The sequence below is a fragment of the Shewanella sp. 0m-6 genome (genome assembly GCF_052977325.1).
On record NZ_JBRIMD010000003.1, the window covers coordinates 254,696 to 273,512 of the forward strand.

13 protein-coding genes and 1 other RNA gene are annotated in these 18,817 nt (G+C 45.4%); 7 read left to right on the forward strand and 7 right to left on the reverse strand.

All coding sequences use genetic code 11. The features are described from left to right. Positions 1–44 precede the first annotated feature (44 nt). The 7 genes from ACVBJC_RS03875 to ACVBJC_RS03905 form a co-directional block, all read right to left on the reverse strand. Positions 45–665, reverse strand: coding sequence for a DUF1326 domain-containing protein (locus ACVBJC_RS03875; RefSeq protein WP_447159563.1), 621 nt, complete (start codon positions 663–665; stop codon positions 45–47). Between the two features lie 212 nt (positions 666–877). Beyond that, positions 878–1,486 (reverse strand): 5-formyltetrahydrofolate cyclo-ligase, encoded by a 609-nt coding sequence (locus ACVBJC_RS03880; protein WP_447159564.1) that lies wholly within the window; start codon positions 1,484–1,486, stop codon positions 878–880. A gap of 133 nt (positions 1,487–1,619) precedes the next feature. Beyond that, the gene (locus ACVBJC_RS03885) at positions 1,620–3,512 is read right to left on the reverse strand and encodes a hypothetical protein (protein WP_447159565.1); all 1,893 of its coding nucleotides are present in this window, start codon (positions 3,510–3,512) and stop codon (positions 1,620–1,622) included. 25 nt (positions 3,513–3,537) lie between these two features. Then, positions 3,538–6,012 (reverse strand): PEGA domain-containing protein, encoded by a 2,475-nt coding sequence (locus tag ACVBJC_RS03890; protein WP_447159566.1) that lies wholly within the window; start codon positions 6,010–6,012, stop codon positions 3,538–3,540. Next, positions 6,005–7,465, reverse strand: a complete 1,461-nt coding sequence (locus ACVBJC_RS03895; RefSeq protein WP_447159567.1) for a glycerophosphodiester phosphodiesterase — start codon at positions 7,463–7,465, stop codon at positions 6,005–6,007. Before ACVBJC_RS03895 ends, ACVBJC_RS03890 begins: the two co-directional genes overlap by 8 nt. A gap of 478 nt (positions 7,466–7,943) precedes the next feature. Then, positions 7,944–8,125, reverse strand: a non-coding RNA gene (ssrS, locus tag ACVBJC_RS03900) — 6S RNA. A gap of 82 nt (positions 8,126–8,207) precedes the next feature. Continuing rightward, positions 8,208–8,528, reverse strand: coding sequence for a cell division protein ZapA (locus tag ACVBJC_RS03905; RefSeq protein ID WP_012156522.1), 321 nt, complete (start codon positions 8,526–8,528; stop codon positions 8,208–8,210). Between the two features lie 362 nt (positions 8,529–8,890). Here ACVBJC_RS03905 and ACVBJC_RS03910 point away from each other — a divergent pair, with 362 nt between their 5' ends. The 7 genes from ACVBJC_RS03910 to ACVBJC_RS03940 all read left to right on the forward strand — a co-directional run bounded on the left by ACVBJC_RS03910 (position 8,891) and on the right by ACVBJC_RS03940 (position 18,482). Beyond that, complete coding sequence (locus tag ACVBJC_RS03910; protein WP_447159568.1) at positions 8,891–9,466, forward strand: UPF0149 family protein; 576 nt, start codon at positions 8,891–8,893, stop codon at positions 9,464–9,466. Positions 9,467–9,565: 99 nt separating this feature from the next. Then, a complete protein-coding gene (gene ubiH, locus ACVBJC_RS03915; RefSeq protein WP_447159569.1) occupies positions 9,566–10,828 on the forward strand; it encodes a 2-octaprenyl-6-methoxyphenyl hydroxylase in 1,263 nt (420 codons plus the stop codon). A gap of 93 nt (positions 10,829–10,921) precedes the next feature. Next, a complete protein-coding gene (locus tag ACVBJC_RS03920) occupies positions 10,922–12,142 on the forward strand; it encodes an FAD-dependent monooxygenase (RefSeq protein WP_447159570.1) in 1,221 nt (406 codons plus the stop codon). A gap of 305 nt (positions 12,143–12,447) precedes the next feature. Further along, entirely contained in the window at positions 12,448–13,542 is a 1,095-nt protein-coding gene (gcvT, locus tag ACVBJC_RS03925; protein WP_447159571.1) for a glycine cleavage system aminomethyltransferase GcvT, read from the forward strand. A 426-nt stretch (positions 13,543–13,968) separates the two neighbouring features. Further along, the gene (gene gcvH, locus ACVBJC_RS03930) at positions 13,969–14,358 is read left to right on the forward strand and encodes a glycine cleavage system protein GcvH (protein ID WP_447159572.1); all 390 of its coding nucleotides are present in this window, start codon (positions 13,969–13,971) and stop codon (positions 14,356–14,358) included. 247 nt (positions 14,359–14,605) lie between these two features. Next, the gene (gcvP, locus tag ACVBJC_RS03935) at positions 14,606–17,506 is read left to right on the forward strand and encodes an aminomethyl-transferring glycine dehydrogenase (protein ID WP_447159573.1); all 2,901 of its coding nucleotides are present in this window, start codon (positions 14,606–14,608) and stop codon (positions 17,504–17,506) included. Between the two features lie 313 nt (positions 17,507–17,819). Beyond that, complete coding sequence (locus ACVBJC_RS03940; RefSeq protein ID WP_447159574.1) at positions 17,820–18,482, forward strand: hypothetical protein; 663 nt, start codon at positions 17,820–17,822, stop codon at positions 18,480–18,482. Positions 18,483–18,817 lie beyond the last annotated feature (335 nt).

An 18,817-nucleotide genomic window follows, 5' to 3' on the forward strand; every position in this document is an offset into this window, starting at 1 on the left:
ACTTGAGGCCTTATTTGAGTCACGCGCCAGATCATTGGCATAGCTTATCCATTAGGCCACTGCACATTGGCCCTCGCGGCAAACTTACCCGCATGATTAAAACTCAGCGCGTCATGTTTAAGCCACATGCTGTCAGTGGTCCCTATTCGGCCATCACTCCAGATAAAACCGCCATCAGGAAAGGTAATGTGTACGTGTTGTTCATCGCCTGTTACAGGGTTCATCAGTGGCTTTTGCTGGACTTGCATAACCCCTTTTACATCGAAAGAGGCATTTTTTTCACTGGTGTCCATATTAATATCAACAACAATGGGGCCAACTAGCGTGGTAAAGGTCGCGGCTAAGGCTTCTAATGGCATTCCGCCCGCTGCGCCGGTAAATATTGTGGCTAACGCAGTGACTTGCTCTTTACTGGCATTCGAGTCGATAAACAAGATGCAGGTACCATTACCCTCATGGATTGCAGCAGGCCATCTTATCGCTAACACAAGCTTTAAATCGTCGAGTTTAACTTCATCGTAATGGCCTTGATTGACCTTGAAACCGAGTAATGCCTCGCAGGAACCAAAGTCGGGAAAACCGGCAAACTGACAACCGCAACCGTGATTACAATTGCAGGTTTCAATCTGGTGCATGTTTAATGACCAGTTATTTTCAGCGCTCATAATGGCTGTCCAAAATAACGAAAGGTGCTGTTAAGTATAGTCTCGCCGAGTTGTGGAATTTGAGGGGCAATAGAGCAAAGTGTGGTGGAATATGTTGAGTGACAAAGTGAGGATTTTAAGCTGTTGTTTTCACAACAGCGACGAGTAAAACATATAGCCAAAAGGGTTAAGCAGCCAGTTATCAGCAATAATTAGTCTAATGACAGAGATGGCTAAAATTGATAATTGTGGCTAGGAGTGAAAATAAACGGTAATGCTACGTCCCAGTGTTCACAGGGGAGGGCGTCGACCAACTGGCAATCATGGGCATAGCCTATGGGTAACGGCTTACCCTTGCGCTGCCAATTAGCGAGAGTCCTATCATAGTAGCCGCCGCCCATGCCCATTCTGTTGCCTTGCAGATCGAAAGCGACAAGCGGGGTGATCACCACATCGAGCTGATGCGCCAGCAGCATCTGAGTAATATCAAGTTTTGGTTCCCAAATACCTAAGTGACTTTGTTGTAATTCTGAGTCTGGCTCATAGCGAAAAAACAGCAAATTGCCAGCGCTGAAGGGGTGTAACCGTGGTAAATAAACCTTGATGCCTTGTTGCCAAAGCGCCTCGATAAGTGGCTTAGTATCAAGTTCACCATCATTAGTTAAATACAGAGCAACTCGGCGGGCATTAAATTTACGAATGGCAGATAAAGAGAGGTTGGCTGCTGACTTGGCGTATCGTGTTTGTTGCTCAGCAGATAGGGCGCGCCGTGCTTGTCGAATCATGCTGCGGAGCTGCTTGCGGCTCGCTTGGTTTGTATTGGGACTCGTCTCTATAGGCATTGAATAGCACTCCTTTTAATCACCAAAGCAGTCTAACTTTCACACAGGGTAATTGCTATAGATATAAAAACGCCGTTTGGCTTGATAGAACCAAACGGCGTGATTTAAACAAGAGCTTCTAGGCGACCATTAATTAACGTTCCATATTCATCGATTTGAGTAGAACGGGGCTGTTGTAATCCGCTACGGCTGTTTTGGCATTTAACCAGAAACGTCGTCGGGTTAAGAAGTAACTGAACAGCACTGATAACAAAATAATTTCGACAAAATTGTACAGAGTATACATAACTGCTGGCTGCATAATGTCGCTAATTCCTCTCGCGTAGTTCTCTTCTGCAGGCACAATACCCAGTGGACCATTAAGCATGGCAATTACAAACTGAAGGCCAACATATAGTGCTGCTGCGACAATCAAGCCTACTGGCTTTAAATACCATTTCTTCGGTAATTTAACACCGATAACCAATAGATATAAGCCTAGGACGATGGCGCCGCCTGCGAGTGCATTAACAAGTGCTGGTGGCTGAACAAATGCGTTTATAGTGTTGTAATACAAGCTTAAGCAAACATGGGGCAGTAGCAAGGTGATACCTAATGCTAAAGCGTAGGTTTTAGCCTTAGCGATGTTTTTCCAATAGAATTTTTTAACAAATTGATAGCTGACAAAAAATAAGCTTAACGCGAACACGTAGTTGGCAAAAGGGTGAATGCCAAATAGTGCAAATTCGGCACTTAATAGCGCAATAATCCATTGTGGATATTCCATTATTCCCATTCTCATAGTGGCATCTTCGGCAAAGTGTGGGAATAACAGCGCGATCATTACCGCTAAGGTAAAGAACAGGGCGGTATATTTAACCAGCGAACCCAGCATTTTAGGAACTATCCCTTTAATACTCTGCTTTTTAAGCTGGCCAATTAGGCTATCGTAATTAGCACCGATAGCGTCTTTGATATCGGTTGAAACCCAGTTTTCTTCAAGTAACGCAATTTTACTCTTGGTTTCTCTAGCTTCAATAATGTCCTTAATTGCAGGCGTCGCTAGCGCAACCATATCGTCGCTCTTGCTGCCAGCCCCAAGTTGCTGCGCAACTTGCCAAACCGCAGGGTCATAGACTCCGCCTGCATCGTGGGTAAGATTTTGCTTACCAGCAAAGCACATTTTAGTGTCTACTTTATCGATGCTTGCGGTAAATTGTAGCGTAGGTAATACCGCGGTAAAGCCATATATAAAGGTACAACCGTCAAGCTCATCCTTCACATCGATTTCAGTGATATCGTTAACGCAGTGAACAACGTTCAACCCTGTACGTTTAACAAAGTCGTCAGTCCATTCATGGTAATCGCTGCTGGTGTAGAACCATTTGGTACTGCGCTTTGCTTCGCCATCAATGGTGTAGCTATAGTATAAATAACCGCTACCATCACAGGTTCCGCAAGTGGTATCACCGCTACCATTGCAGCTGGTACAAGTGCGGTTACCGCTGCCGTAACAGGTTGAGCAAGTTTCAGTGGTGTAAACCGTACGTTCATTGTAACTGTCGTAGCGACTGACGCTGACTCGGCCGCTGCCACTACAAGATAAACAGTTCAATTTACCGCTGCCACGACAACTTCTACATCTGACACAGCCAGAACCATTACAGGTATTACAAAGATCTTCGCCTACATAGACATCTGGCGCTGAGTTTAGATTAGTATTTTTTATTAAGAAGTTTTTTGAAACATCCGGGCCGAGGATCTTTAAAAAACGTTCGTTGAACAGTGGATTACGGCCACTAACATATTCTTGAGCGGATTTATTGGCCTCTTGGCTTGCTCTTGAAGAGCTACCACTGGCAATCCCTGATGGGCGTCGGCCACCGTGTTTATGGCGGCTTACGCCAATTTCGACTCGCCAGCCAAAGTTGAACTTTAATTGGGCATCTTTAGCCTGTTCATCGCTGAGGACTACGGGGACATTAACCCCTGTGATTTTTTCACCATTGCTTCGAATAAAATCTTGAAACTGTTGCAATTTACTCACGTGAGACTTCCTATAAAATCACTGATTAAAACTTAAGGTTAAACTGGGTTTGGTCGGCTTTGAGGTACACCCATTGGCGGACGTCTTGATAGCCAGGTGCGCTGACTTTGATGTCGTAGCCACCGGGTGGAAGCTGCATGCCAGGCTGATACTTTGGTTTAATATTCATCACCGAAATCCTGGCATTATCCACGTTGGTATTAATGGTTAATGGCAGCGACAAGCTAGGCTTGGCAGCGATATTCTTTTGGTTTGCCACCTCATCATGCTCTGGAAGAACTGCTAAATCGAAACGGTTTAATGGCTCACTAATCGCATGAAAACCTTGGGTCATTTTTAGTAAGCTATCCAATGATGTACCAATAGGTTGTACCAATGGTTGGGTGACGAGTAACCACTTTAATGCGTAGGAAACACTGGCAGAATCATTCTTCTCCATCTGCTCAAAGAAGTAATTCATCGCCGAGTCATCCATGGTGTATTTATTACCACCAATAGATAAAGGCACCACAAAAATACAGGCTAATAGGGCGATAGTTACAGCAGGTTTGATATAGGGTTTAGTTGCGTTCTCACATTCAGCTTCACTTTTAGACATTGCCTGTTTAGCTTGCACTAACTCCACCAGTTTCATTGGCAGTTTAAGTACCGTAAGCAGTACTAAGGCCAAGCTTATTGACATTGAAATCGGCGGAATAATGGTTGCTCGTAGCGCCGATTTACCCGTTGCAGCAAATACACCTCCATCGGCAAACTCAACTTGTTGTGCTTCTAATACATTGATGTATTCGGTGGTTTTGCGCTGAATATTGGGTTCAATGATCTGCTGCTTAAACTGACGGTTGTTCCAGTCCGCTAAGGTTGGCTTGACGTATAGCTCGCCCATACGCTTTTCAATGCGTTGTTGGATCTCACTATGACGTTGGAACTGCTGCCAACTAAGATTGGGCGACATTTCAGTATTTTTAGCGCGCATGTTTTTGCGCCATTCAATATCAGCCTGTTGGCGTACCTTACTGGCAACGGCTTTATCAAAGGTTAAACGGTCTGTAATAGACCAAGCCGTAGGTAAGCTTAAGCCCTTTTGTTTAAGTTTTTTATTCACTTTAACGCTAGTGAGCTCGTGCACTCTAAAGGTATGTAGTGAGTTAATACCTAGCGGGTAGCCGCCTGACTCTTTAATAAAGTCGGGCTCCATTTTTACCATCAGCACGTTCTTATAGTGATTCACATCATTGGTGTAAACCATGCGGTGATCTTTCAAGCCCGCATCGCCACCGGTTGCCGCGTCTACCGCTTGCATGGCGGTGAATAAGCCAAAGGTCATAACACCAGCAATGATAGAGTTACCGACATTTTCAGAGGTAGAGATCTCTTCACGAATAAGCCAGTCGTCAGGTGGGATATAAGGAATGCTTAACTTTTTAATTTCACGGTCATAGTTTGTTTGTAAACGCTCATAGCAGCTATTACGGCTGCTGCCTTTTCGCTCTTTACACTCGTTACGACGTTCGAAATAGTCATACATTTTAGGTGCGATTTTCTGCGCTCTAGATTCAACACGAGCTTCATAGGCGGTTACGCCTTTCTGGTACTTTTCCCAACCTTGTTTGACTTGGTTTTGGGTATCTAACCAATACTCATCAGAGCGCTCTGGTGCGCTGGCAACTGCTCGGTTGTATTTAGCTGAGCCATCGGCATACTCTTGGTACTTGCCGCGCAGGGTTTGGCGAAAATCGTCGTAATCTTTATAGTGAGTATTGAAGCTCGCCATCGCTTTATCACGGACAAACTTTTCCATGATCATGCGTTTTTTCTGCGAGAGATCATCAACCAGTTTATCATCGGCATAGACTAAGCCGCCAAACACAGATAGAAAGGCTTTTTCGGTGCTGCTGTGAGCGGTATCTGGGTCGTAGTTTATACCTTCAAATTGAATCGACTTTTCAATTAATGCGCTACGTAGTACCTGTGAAAGATAGGCTTGTTGGCGTTCAGCAGGCGTCGATGCATCAATAATAAATTTATCCACTAACCACTTTTGGCCGAAAAATACCGTAGGCCACACAAGTACCGCAATTAGGCTGAAATAGCCTAAAGCGTGGCCAACCCGTGCCACACGTTTGCCACTCAGTAGCATATCTGCCAGTAGCAAGGTAACGCCAATACCACTAATTGTACGGCCAAAAAGCTCGACTGCGCGTAAGTCATCGTGGCTAGCGTTACGACCGCCGGCCACATCAGTTAAAGCTGCGTTGAATATCGCTTCTGGAAACAGGTAAACCACAGAGCAGATGAACATGGTCATCAACCACCAAAATGGCTTTCCGGTAATCGCGATCTGCTGCTCTACTTCTTGCTGCTTTTGTTGCTTAGCTGCGGTTGATTGTTGCTTTTGTTGAACTTTTTGCAGTTCTTTTTCGGCTTGTGCCATTTTAGTTTGCGTTGGCGCCGATTTTAATAAACCGGTGGCAAATGGGCTGTGTTTTTTATCAGTCATTGTTGCTACTTGGTAGGGTTAAAATAATGGTTTTGCTATTAGTGGTTTCTATTTTTTCATCAACAATTGTTGGGAAACCATGAGGATTGCTCGCATGAGACTTGTGAGTTACTTTTTTAGGCTTGGCTTTAGCGCTAGCAATCGCTTTAAGGCCCGAGTTTAGCGAGATGTAATAGCCTTCTTGTTGGTAACCTAGCATTTCGTTAAAGCGGTCAAAATCAGCGTCTGCGGGGAGCGAGGCGATATACTTACCTGAAGCGGTTAGCGGCTGATAGCGTTTTTTAGGTACAGATGCATTAAATAGTTTTTGGCAGATTTTATAAGGCGTGGTGTCGACAATAACCCCGTCAGGTAGCTTTGATTTAGACAAACGCTTTAGTTGCGACTGATGATAATCGGTGCCGTTGATCGTGTAGCTATACACTTTCATGCCATAACGATGCGCACTATTTAGGACACTAGTATTTTGCATAAAGCTGCGTATATCTAAGTGCAAGCCTGAGTTTGAGCCAAGTTTATCGTTAAGCATTCTTATGCCTGACGATGAGGCATAGTTTTTATAGCGAGAACGATATCGCTTAGTGCCATACTTGCCGGCAAACTCGATATTATTTTGGTTATCTAAGTAGTAGTCATCGTTTTGTGCGCCGCGGCGCAGATCTGCAGTCACTTTATCGACACTGGTTGGGTGCGCGCCTTGAACAAATCCAAGATAGACAAGAGGGTTTATCCCACGGAGCTTCTCCAGCATTTCAAGATCCGATGCCGAATAGTAAAAGCCTCCCTGACCAATAGTTTGGCGTAACATATTGTCGAGCTCAACTAACTCATGGCCATTGGCTTCAGACTTAATCTCTACGTTTAGTAGCTGATCATAAGAGCGATATGCTGCAAAGGTTGTAAAGGCCTCATATGCAGTAATTGGGCGCCTATCGAGCAATTCATTCGAGCCTTTTTGGCGTAGTTTTAGGTTGGCATATTGTTTGAAGTTCATACGCTCAAGTTTGTAGCGCTCGCCAGTGTAATAAACCGTAGCTCGCCCAGTTTGGCTATCATGATGGTTAACCCAAGTGCCATCTCCTAATTGCATGACATCGATTTCGACACTGTTGTAGTTATCAAACAGTGCCGATGCAATGGCAAGATCGCTACTTTCTGGTAATCGAAAGTCACCGCGATGCGCTGATATATCAAGTGGGCACTGTGCAATCGAAACCATTTTGATATGGCCATTATCGCTCAGGTATAAGTTGCGATCGCCTAGTGTTAATTGAATATCGACAATATCAGCGCCATCGACTTTAACGTCAAAGGGTAAGTGGCTTAACGCTTGAGGAATAATCTTCGCTGGTGCAGGTGGTGTATTGGGGGTAGATTGACAACCAATAAGGGCGAAAAGTGCAATGAGCAGTACCGCGTAGTAACGGCGAGGGGCTTTTATGTAACTTGCCATAGTCCCGGAATTGTAAGTTATTAATTATGCGAGCTTTATACTCGAAAAGAGTGTTAAAAACAATAATGAACAAAAACCATTTTTAGCTAAGACATTGATTTAGAATAACTTATAAAGAATTGTAAAACCGAAAATTTTACAGATTGTGATATATGTATAACAAAACTCAGCTATTAGGGTCAATAAGGTATAAATACCAATGGCTTAAAAAGTAAACAATATGTTAGCGAGGTCTTAAAAAGGTCCTAGGTTCTAGGAAATGAAAAGAAAGGTTCTAGATGCTAGGAAGGGCTGAGACGATACAGGCAAAGACGGTATAAGCGGAAAGAGTAGAGCGTTTTTTTGAATTTTTTGAGCTTTTGCTTTTCCTAGTAGGACGAAGTCCGTCCTCGAAGCGAAGCGCCCTAGGATCTAGGACCTTTATAGAAACAAAAAAGCCACTCAGTCATCGACAAAGTGGCTTAATGTAAGAATTAAATTGCTCCCCAGAATACCGACCGCTGGTGTAGCCCTTGAACCGTAGGTTCAAGGCGGGTAAATGAATACCTCCTAAGGCTTCTCGGTACGAGCCGAGCTTGCACAATGTCAGTAAAACATTCACCCTGGGTTTGTAAGTATCGGCACAGGGACATTACCAGCTAGCGAATATCCCAGGGAGCAAAACTTGTGTTCGTAAACCAGTCGGGTGACTAAAGTGGGCTTACGATAAAACTGTAATCAGCTGCTTATTAAGCAAACTCTATTATAACGACTTTTCGTCAGGTTTTGTAGCGCGTTCAACCAACGCGTCTTCAAGTGTCGACTGCAGCAAACCGATTTTATTATCCATCTGCCTTATATAATCTTGATTCTTTTGCTGTTCTTCTAACAGCTCATAACCGATATTTAATGCTGCCATAATGGCAATTTCTTCACGGCTAATGTTATTGGTACGTGCCTTAAGCGAGGTTAACTGCTTTTCGAGATTATTGGCCACATGCCTAAGCGCAGCTTCTTGTCCTTGTGGACAAGCAATAGAGTAGGTACGACCCATAAGGGTAATTTCAATCGCCTTGCTACTCATTCCGAAAAGGATCCTTTAACCGTGTACTTGAGCGGACTATATCGGTCTCAATAGCAAAGTGCAACACGATCGACGCGCAAACTCGCTCAGTTTAGATTAATTGTTGTTTAGATCGCCATTGGCGTACAAACATAGAGCGACTCGCTAGTTTAGATGTTACTTAATAGCAAGTTTTACATCATCAATAATGGCCAAAATTAACCGCTTTTTTGTCGGTGTATACTTTGCAACTGATTACGATTGTTGCATTTGTGGCTTACTCCACATAGTTTTAGGCACTTTATTGCGGCGACTATTGGTCGAGCTCACCACTTCTGCTAGCATGAACAATAGTAAATTTTGTGATTGGATAACACTTTATTATGGCGAGCCTTCCTACATTGCGCATGGATAAATTACTTGCAGCACTTAATGCTGCCGAAATTGGTCAGCACCCTGTCGAAGTTCACGGTGCTCTTGTTGGGCTTATTTGTGGCGGAGTAGAGCAACACGCCTCAGGCTGGACCCAGCCGTTACTTGAGCTGATGAATGACGGCCAAGCACTGCCAAAAGATCTGCAAGCCTTGATTGAAGAGCTATACCAAGATGCGGTGACGCGTTTGTCAGATACCGATTTTGGCTTTAGCCCAATGCTACCAGAAGAGGAAGAGCCGCTTTCAAAGCGTGTTGAAGCGTTATCTTTATGGGTGCAAAGCTTCTTAACGGGTATCGCGATTATCCAACCTAAACTTAACCAAGCGCCGCTTGATGTGCGTGAAGTTATTCAGGACTTGTCAGAAATCGCACAAGTTGAGTTTGATGTTGGTGAAGACGAAGAGTCTGAAGCGGCACTGATTGAGCTGATGGAGTTTACTCGTATGGCGGCATTAATGTGCTACGCCGAGTTTGGCCCCGCCATCGATGACGACGAACCCATCGACGTGGGTGTTATGCACTAATTATCACGCGTGACCCAATACCGCCATCGCATCTGTTTGCATGGCGGTTTTTGTATCAGCAATATCACACATTATTTTGTTATTGAGTTCATACATTCCATGGCGAATCCTAACGAGCTAGCAAGTAGCAACCAAATCAACGAGGTCGACATCGCGATTGTTGGCGGTGCAATGGCGGGAGCTACCTTAGCTCTGGCGTTGGCCCTGCTGACAAAATCGCTCGCAAAACCACTTAATATCGCCTTAATTGAAGCCCACAAGCCAAGCTGCGATCACCCAGGCTTTGATGCACGATCAATTGCTATCTCCCATGGCTCAATATTTCAGTTAACGCAACTGGATCTATGGCAGCATCTTGAGTCATTAGCAACGCCGATTGAAAATATCCATATTTCAGAGCGCGGCAACTTTGGTATGACAGAGCTTAACAGTGAGTCATTTAATCTGCCGTATCTTGGCCAAGTGGTTGAGCTTGAAGCCGTAGGTAAGCAGCTCTTTAGCTTGCTTGAAAAGAGCGATGTGGCGCTATATTGCCCAGCTAAACTGCAAAGCGTAACAGCCCAAGTTGATGCCCAATTACTTACCCTTGAAGATGGTCAGCAGATCTCGGCTAAGCTATTAATCGCAGCCGATGGAGTTAACTCCAAAGTGCGCCAAGCGTTTAAGCAGCCACTTGAACAGGTCGATTTTAATCAAACCGCCATTATTGCCAATATTCATACCGAGCAGGCGCATCAAGGCTGGGCCTATGAGCGCTTTACTCAAACAGGGCCATTAGCGCTACTGCCAATGGCTGATAGTAAGCATGAATCGCGGTTATCTATGGTGTGGGCCTTACCGCCTAGCGAAGCTGAGCGACTACTAGCTGCACCCAAAGCCGAGTTTATTGAGCAATTGCAGCAAGCCTTTGGTTACCGGGCTGGACGCTTTATTGATATCGGCAACCGCTATAGCTATCCGCTGTTGCTGTCGTATATGCCAAGGCCGATTTACCATCGCACGGTATTTTTAGGTAACGCGGCACAAACGCTACACCCTATTGCAGGCCAAGGTTTTAACTTAGGTCTACGTGATGTGGTGTGCTTGATTGATGTGATTGAAAAAGCGCTAACAAAGTTAGCGCTTGCTAACCCCGAAGGGGCTATCGATTTGGGCGGCACAAGCGTCACCCACGCCTACCTTGCAAGGCGTAATGACGATAGAAAAAGCACCATGAATAATATTGAGTTTCTCGTGCGCGGGTTTTCAAATGATCATTGGCCATTAGTGATTGGGCGTAATTTAGGCTTGCGATTACTGTCATGGTTCCCACCGCTAAAAGCTCCCGTGGCGCAAAAAGCAATGGGCTGGCTCCAAAGCTAGCCACTCGCGTGGCAAGATAGCCTGCGCGAGATTAAACACTACGATTAATCGTGTTTTTAGGTCAAAAGCAGTTTTAATGAGTAAGGGTAAAAGATGTTAAGCACGCAAACTTATGATGTTGCCATCGTTGGCGGAGGCATGGTTGGCCTAGCAACGGCTATTGGCTTAGCAATGGAAGGCATTAAAGTCGTGGTGATTGATGCAGGCCACACCCAAGCGGTATCGGGCCCAGCAAAACTTAGGGTTAGCGCCATTAATAAAGCTAGCCAGCAACTTGTTACCAACTTAGGTGCCTGGCCTTACTTGGCTGCAGCAAGAGTGAGTCCTTACCAAAAAATGCAGGTGTGGGATAAAGACAGCCTAGGTAAAATCGATTTTGATGCGCATTCACTGGGCGAAACTCACCTAGGCTCAATTATCGAAAACGACGCCATCGCCTTTGCACTTGCTGAGCGCGCCTCAGAATTTAGTGAGTTGACCTATATCGAAAACCAGCGTTTAGAGCGAATCGCCTTTGGCGAGCGAGAAGCCTGGTTAACCTTAGATAATGGCGACAACTTAAGTGCCGCATTAGTGATTGCTGCAGACGGCGCCAACTCATGGGTGCGCGAGCAATGTAAAATCCCCATGACCTTCTGGGACTACAATCACCACGCCATAGTGGCCACCATTCGCACCGAACTGCCTCACGGCGACACCGCAAGACAAGTATTCGATAAAGAAGGCCCATTAGCGTTTCTACCTTTATATGAAAAAGATCTGTGTTCAATCGTGTGGTCAGTCTCGCCAGAAAAAGCACAGCAGCTTTTAGCATTAGATAAGGTGAGCTTTGAGCGCGCCTTAACCGCCGCATTCGATGGTCGCCTTGGTATGTGCAGCCTCGAAAGTGAACGCCAATCGTTTCCTTTGCGTATGCGTTACGCACGCCACTTTGCACGGCCGCGCTTGATCCTTGCGGGCGACGCCGCTCACACCATTCACCCGCTCGCAGGTCAAGGTGTTAACTTAGGTTTTCTCGACGCTGCCAGCATCGTCGAGGTGGTAAAGGAGCTTAAAAACCAAGGTAAAGACATTGGTGATTATCGTCACCTGCGAGATTTAGAGCGTTGGCGTAAAGCCGAGGCGCTTGAGATGATCGCGGCAATGGAAGGGTTTAAAAAATTATTCCAAGGCACTAACCCGATTAAAAAAGCCATTCGCGATCTGGGCTTAAATATCGTTGATAATTTTGCGCCATTGAAAACACTGTTTATTCAACAGGCGCTAGGCAACAAGAACAACTTGCCGAGCCTGTGTAAGCGCAAACAGAGTTAACAATTTTGACTCATTAGCTGAATCTAAATAAGCCTTTAATTTCATGGGTTTGTTTTAGTGTTGTTGGTGAAAGCTGTTTTTGTGTGAAATTTTCACAAATTCATAATGAGAAAAACTAATGACAAAACTGTTCGGATTAGAAAATTCTTTTGTATACAAAGTAGCGTCTCAAGGTATAATTTCGCCGCATTTTAATACGACGACATTAATCTGAACCCCATAGCTGACTCGAGTACCCTACACAGTACTCTATATAAAGAGCGGGGATCAGCAGCAGACTAGAAGACCCCAAAGAAGGGATAAAAATGGCTAACAAAACTGTACTTTTTAACAAGCATCTAGAATCGAACGGCAAAATGGTAGATTTCCACGGTTGGGATATGCCACTTAACTACGGTTCACAAATTGAAGAGCATCACGCGGTTCGCCAGGACGCCGGTATGTTTGACGTTTCTCACATGACAGTTGTTGATGTGATTGGTGACGACGCTTGTGCCTTTTTACGTAAATTGCTAGCCAATGACGTCGCTAAGCTTAAAGTTCCGGGTAAGGCGTTATATGGCGGTATGCTTGACCATAACGGCGGCGTCATCGACGACCTTATCACTTATTACCTATCAGATACCGAGTACCGTATTGTTGTTAACTCAGCAACACGCGAAAAAGACCTAGCTTGGATCAATGAGCAAGTTAACGGTTTTAGCGTTGAAGTTACCGAGCGTCCAGAGCTGGCGATGATCGCCGTTCAAGGCCCAAATGCTAAGGCAAAAGCTGCCACAGTATTTAACGCCGCGCAAAACGCTGCCATTGAAGGTATGAAGCCATTCTTTGGTGTACAAGCAGACTCACTATTTATCGCAACCACTGGTTATACCGGCGAAACAGGCTACGAAGTTATCGTACCAGAATCAGAAGCCGAAGCCCTATGGCAAGCATTCTTAGACGCGGACATTCGCCCATGCGGCTTAGGTGCACGTGACACCCTTCGTCTAGAAGCAGGCATGAACCTTTACGGCCTAGATATGGACGAAAGCGTTAACCCACTAGCCGCTAATATGGGCTGGACGGTAGCGTGGGAGCCAGCGGATCGCGACTTTAACGGTCGCCAAGCGTTAGAAAAGATTAAAGCTGAAGGTACCGACAAACTTGTTGGCCTCATCATGGATGCTAAAGGCGTTATCCGTCACGGCATGTCAGTATTCTTTACCGATAGCGACGGTGTTGAGCAGCAAGGTACCATCACAAGTGGTACTTTCTCACCGACACTCGGTTACTCAATTGCCATGGCTCGCGTACCGCGCAGCATTGGTGACGTAGCTGAAGTTGAAATGCGTAAAAAGCGTGTACCAGTAAAGGTTATCGCACCGTCGTTTGTACGTAACGGTAAACAAGCATTCTAATTATATTGGTGGGTTTATAGCTATTTGCATTGGCTTCGTTGTCGAAAGTGCTCATTGATGCTTATCAACTGCGCGCTTTCTCCTAGAATCCAAAGCAACTATCGGCTAAACCCACCATATAATGGCTACTGAGTTTGAATAGCTCAGAAAAAGGTTTGTGATACTGCGAATAGAAAGCTTATTCGCAGCATGTAAGATAGAGCAAAATTGACGATTTCATCTATTTTTAGCTAATGCTTAATAAAGCGTACAAAATAATAGATTTACCTCGTTGAACTAAAACAATGTGGCAAACGTCAAAAAGTAGATGAAATCGCTGCACTTATGATGTAAAAAAGGTGCAAAAATTGATATAAGCCTTACAGGCAAGTCAGTGTAACGTCTTATTAAATACAGAATTAGAACATCGAATAAGGATTTAGACCAATGAGCAATATCCCAGCTGAACTTAAATATGCTTCTTCTCACGAGTGGATCCGTAAAGAAGAAGACGGAAGCTACACAGTCGGTATCAGTGAGCACGCTCAAGAGCTTTTGGGTGACATGGTGTTCGTTGAGCTTCCAGAAGTGGGCGACGACGTAAGCGCGGGTGAAGACTGCGCAGTAGCTGAATCTGTAAAAGCGGCGTCAGACATCTACGCACCGCTTTCTGGCGAAGTGATTGCCGTTAACGAAGCGCTGGAAGATTCTCCAGAGCTAGTTAACAGCGATGCATTTGGTGATGGTTGGTTCTTCCGCGTTATGCCAACCGACCTTACTGAACTAGACAACTTGCTTGATGCCGAAGGTTATCAAGCAGTTATCGACGAAGAATAAGCGTCGATGATAAACAAAGCCCCAACTCATCGCTGAGTGGGGCTTTGTTCGTTATATGGCTTATGCCGCAAAAGCTAAAGACATGTAATTAATAATATTTCAGTCAAAGTGTGTGAGCCGAGATACGTTTGCCAAGCTATTCAAGCAAACGTACATAAGCCAAACAACAATCGAATTCTAAACTAAAGAGACCGGTAGCACCGCCCCCCTACAGGCAGGATACTGGCAAATAGGAACTAGGTTACCCATGACCAAAGAAACCCTTACGCAGTTAGAGCAGCACGAACTATTTCTACGCCGTCACATTGGCCCAGGTGCTGATCAGCAGCAAGAGATGCTTAATTTTGTTGGTGCTGAATCGTTAGAAGATCTCACCGCTCAAATCGTACCCGGCGCTATCTTGCTAAACCGTGATTTAGCGGTTGGCGATTCGTGTGGTGAAGCGGAAGGCTTAGCTTATATCCGTAAAATTGCAGACAAGAACAAAGTCTTCAAGAGCTACATTGGTATGGGATACCACGGCACTGAAGTACCGAGTGTTATCCAGCGTAACGTATTAGAAAATCCAGGTTGGTACACCGCCTACACGCCTTACCAGCCAGAGATTGCTCAAGGCCGCCTTGAAGCGATTCTAAACTTCCAGCAAGTATCAATGGACTTAACTGGTCTTGATCTCGCTTCATCATCACTGCTTGATGAAGCCACAGCTGCCGCAGAAGCGATGGCGCTATCTAAGCGTGTCTCTAAAGCGAAAAAAGCTAACATCTACTTTGTGGCAGACGATGTGTTCCCACAAACGGTTGACGTGATTAAAACTCGCGCCGAGTGTTTTGGTTTTGAGGTTATTGTCGGCCCTGCACAGGACGCTGTTAACTACGAGCTATTTGGTGCGCTATTTCAGTACACCAACCGCCTAGGTCAAATTAACGATTTCACTGAGCTATTTGCTCAGCTACATGAGAAAAAGGCGCTGGTATCGGTTGCAGCCGACATGATGTCGCTTGTCTTGCTTAAGTCGCCAGGTTCTATGGGCGCTGACGTAGTATTGGGTAACTCACAACGCTTTGGTGTGCCAATGGGCTTTGGTGGGCCACACGCTGCATTTTTTGTGACCCGTGACGAATATAAGCGTTCACTACCGGGTCGTATTATCGGTGTATCACAAGATACTCGTGGTAACCGCGCACTGCGTATGGCAATGCAGACTCGTGAGCAACATATCCGCCGCGAAAAAGCTAACTCAAACATCTGTACCGCGCAGGTGCTACTTGCCAACATGGCATCATTCTATGCGGTATTCCACGGTCCACAAGGCCTTAAGACCATTGCTGAGCGCATTCACCGTCTAACCGACATCGTTGCCGCTGCACTAACGGCAAAAGGCGTTGAGCTCTTGAACAACACTTGGTTCGATACCCTGTCAATTAAAGGCTTAGACGTTGCGGCTGTACAAGCACGCTCTGCAGCTGCAGGCCTAAACCTGCGCATCGACAGTGATGGCATTGTGGGTTTAAGTTTGTCTGAAACCACGACTCGCAGCGATGTTGCTGAGCTAATTGCCGTTATCCTAGGTGATGACGATAGCTCAAATGGTAGCGCTGATATTGCAGCACTTGATGCAGCGATTATTGCTAACGGCAGCACGTCAATCCCAAGCGAACTTATCCGTAAAGATGCCATCTTAACGCACCCAACATTTAACCGTTACCAGAGCGAAACGGAAATGATGCGTTATATCAAGCGTCTTGAAAATAAAGACCTAGCCCTGAACCACTCAATGATTTCATTGGGTTCGTGCACCATGAAGCTAAACGCAGCCACCGAAATGGCGCCGATTACATGGCCAGAATTTGGCAACATGCACCCATTCTGCCCACAAGATCAGGCGCAAGGTTACGCGCAGCTACTTGAAGAGCTATCTGCATGGCTAATTGATATCACAGGTTACGACGCGGTATCACTGCAGCCTAACTCAGGCGCGCAGGGCGAATACGCGGGTCTTCTAGCAATTAAGCAATACCATGAGTCACGTGGCGACGCGCACAGAAATATCTGTCTAATCCCACAATCGGCGCACGGTACTAACCCAGCTTCTGCGCAGCTTGCAGGCATGAAAATCGTGGTCACGGCTTGTGATAAAGCCGGCAACATCGACATGGCTGATCTTCGCGCCAAAGCGGCAGAAGTGGCTGACAACCTATCGTGCATCATGGTCACTTACCCGTCGACGCACGGCGTGTACGAAGAGACCATCGCTGAAATTTGCGATGTGATCCATGATCACGGCGGTCAAGTTTACCTAGATGGCGCTAATATGAACGCACAGGTAGGCCTAACATCACCAGGCTTTATTGGCGCAGACGTATCGCACCTTAACTTACACAAGACCTTTGCTATCCCACATGGCGGCGGTGGACCAGGTATGGGCCCAATCGGTGTTAAAAAGCACCTTGCGCCATTCCTATCCGGTCACGCGGTGGTTAAGCATGGTCTTGAGTCTGACAACAATGGCGCAGTATCAGCCGCGCCATTTGGTAGCGCAGGCATCTTGCCTATCACTTGGATGTACATCAAGTTGCTAGGTAAAAAAGGTCTACGTCAGTCAACGCAAGTAGCACTGCTTAATGCTAACTACATGATGAAGAAACTGTCGGCGCATTACCCAGTACTTTATACCGGCCGTAACGACCGTGTTGCCCACGAGTGCATCATCGATTTACGTCCACTTAAAGAAGCATCTGGCGTGACCGAAATGGATATCGCTAAGCGTCTAAATGACTATGGTTTCCACGCGCCAACCATGAGTTTCCCAGTGGCGGGAACCTTGATGATTGAGCCAACAGAATCAGAGTCTAAGGTTGAGCTAGACAGATTTATCGAGGCAATGGTGTTTATTCGTGGCGAAATCGCCAAGGTAGAAGCAGGTGAGTGGCCAGCGGACAACAACCCGCTACACAACGCGCCGCACACCCTAGCTGACATTATGGACCCAGCGTTTGATGAGCGTCCATATACGCGTGAAGAAGCGGTGTTCCCAACGGCAGCGGTGAAGCTGAACAAGTTCTGGCCAACGGTTAACCGTATTGATGATGTGTTTGGTGACCGCAACTTAATGTGTAGTTGCGCACCAATCTCTGACTACGAGTAATTGCTGCTTGGGCTTGATAATACTGCCTCAGTTTGACGTTTTCGCATATCTCGAAATAAGGAGTTTGACTGGAGTCAACTCCGCGGCGAAAACGACAAACTTCATTGTCTTATCATCGGCAGTAACGCCATTACGGAAACAGTGAGTTTGGTGGTTTCCGGTGGTTAAAGAATTGAAAAAGCGACCTTTTGGTCGCTTTTTTTGTTTTTAAGCGCATGACTTTTAGAGTAAAAGTAAAATAATTTGATTTTTATCACCCTGAGGAGTCATGAAAACCCCTATTGTGAGGAACACAATTTTAAAGGAGTAAGAAATGGATTTTATTTCATGGCGGAAGCGTGAACTTCACAAGGAAAAGTTTTTCATTGAAGATGGGATTCTTAATAAAGACCTTTGGGAAAAAGCACCTGTTAAAGTGCTGTTTCTGATGAAAGAGGCTTATGAAAGTTCAACTGAAACCGAACAAGAATGGGCGCTAAATGAATACCTAGCTTCTAAAACGTTAAAAGAGCTAGGTAAGCCGATGTGGTGGTCTGTAGCACACTGGCTTGATGGTATTAATAAGCTTATCGCTACTGATGAAATTCAGCCATTTGATGAAGGTTACAAATCAGATCCCAAGGTCGAAGAAGCCTTTCAAAGCTGCGCTATTATCAATATCAAAAAGAGTGCTGGCCAAAGCTCATCTGCGGCAGATGAACTATCAAAATATGTTGATAGTGATTGGGAATTATTACTTGGACAAATCAAAGCTATTAACCCTGATTTGATTATTTGCGGTGCGACCTACCCACTAATTGCGCCTAAGTTAGGTAAACCAAAAAAGTCTGCCGAATGGTTGTATCAAGCCGAAGGTTATTACTTTGTCGACTTTTGGCATCCATCAAATCAATGGCCGTATAAAGTGAAATATTACTCGTTACTGTCTGCGCTGAAGCAGTCGAAAGAGTTGTGGCAGCCACTGCGAGTCCTATAGATTAAGCTCTACACCGACAGCTACGCAATTATGTAAATGCACCCTCAGTAGTGCATTTTTTTATTGGATAGGATTTGTGGGGCTTGTGATAGCTGGTGGTTGCAACCAATGGCATTAGCCAGCAGAATCAGTATTATAACGATAGAACTAGACCAGAAAAAGTGACGGTAAATACCGATGACCAATATTGATAAGCAAGAGAAACTTCCGATTACGATTAGCGCCGATAGCGGCTTTTCTAGTTCGCTTAAGCCGTTACTGGTTGAGCTTGAAATGTGGATTAACTTTCAAGCGCTGAAAGCAGATTGGTATGGCGATGAAGCCTGTATCTTAGC

What these genes read in the sequence shown, in the direction of transcription:
- ACVBJC_RS03875 (WP_447159563.1), bottom strand. Translation starts at nt 665, where the DNA reads ATGAGCGCTGAAAATAACTGGTCATTAAACATGCACCAGATTGAAACC.
- ACVBJC_RS03880 (WP_447159564.1), bottom strand. Translation starts at nt 1,486, where the DNA reads ATGCCTATAGAGACGAGTCCCAATACAAACCAAGCGAGCCGCAAGCAG.
- ACVBJC_RS03890 (WP_447159566.1), bottom strand. Translation starts at nt 6,012, where the DNA reads ATGACTGATAAAAAACACAGCCCATTTGCCACCGGTTTATTAAAATCG.
- gcvP (WP_447159573.1), top strand. Translation starts at nt 14,606, where the DNA reads ATGACCAAAGAAACCCTTACGCAGTTAGAGCAGCACGAACTATTTCTA.
- ubiH (WP_447159569.1), top strand. Translation starts at nt 9,566, where the DNA reads ATGGCGAATCCTAACGAGCTAGCAAGTAGCAACCAAATCAACGAGGTC.
- ACVBJC_RS03940 (WP_447159574.1), top strand. Translation starts at nt 17,820, where the DNA reads ATGGATTTTATTTCATGGCGGAAGCGTGAACTTCACAAGGAAAAGTTT.
- gcvH (WP_447159572.1), top strand. Translation starts at nt 13,969, where the DNA reads ATGAGCAATATCCCAGCTGAACTTAAATATGCTTCTTCTCACGAGTGG.
- ACVBJC_RS03910 (WP_447159568.1), top strand. Translation starts at nt 8,891, where the DNA reads ATGGCGAGCCTTCCTACATTGCGCATGGATAAATTACTTGCAGCACTT.
- ACVBJC_RS03905 (WP_012156522.1), bottom strand. Translation starts at nt 8,528, where the DNA reads ATGAGTAGCAAGGCGATTGAAATTACCCTTATGGGTCGTACCTACTCT.
- ACVBJC_RS03920 (WP_447159570.1), top strand. Translation starts at nt 10,922, where the DNA reads ATGTTAAGCACGCAAACTTATGATGTTGCCATCGTTGGCGGAGGCATG.
- ACVBJC_RS03895 (WP_447159567.1), bottom strand. Translation starts at nt 7,465, where the DNA reads ATGGCAAGTTACATAAAAGCCCCTCGCCGTTACTACGCGGTACTGCTC.
- gcvT (WP_447159571.1), top strand. Translation starts at nt 12,448, where the DNA reads ATGGCTAACAAAACTGTACTTTTTAACAAGCATCTAGAATCGAACGGC.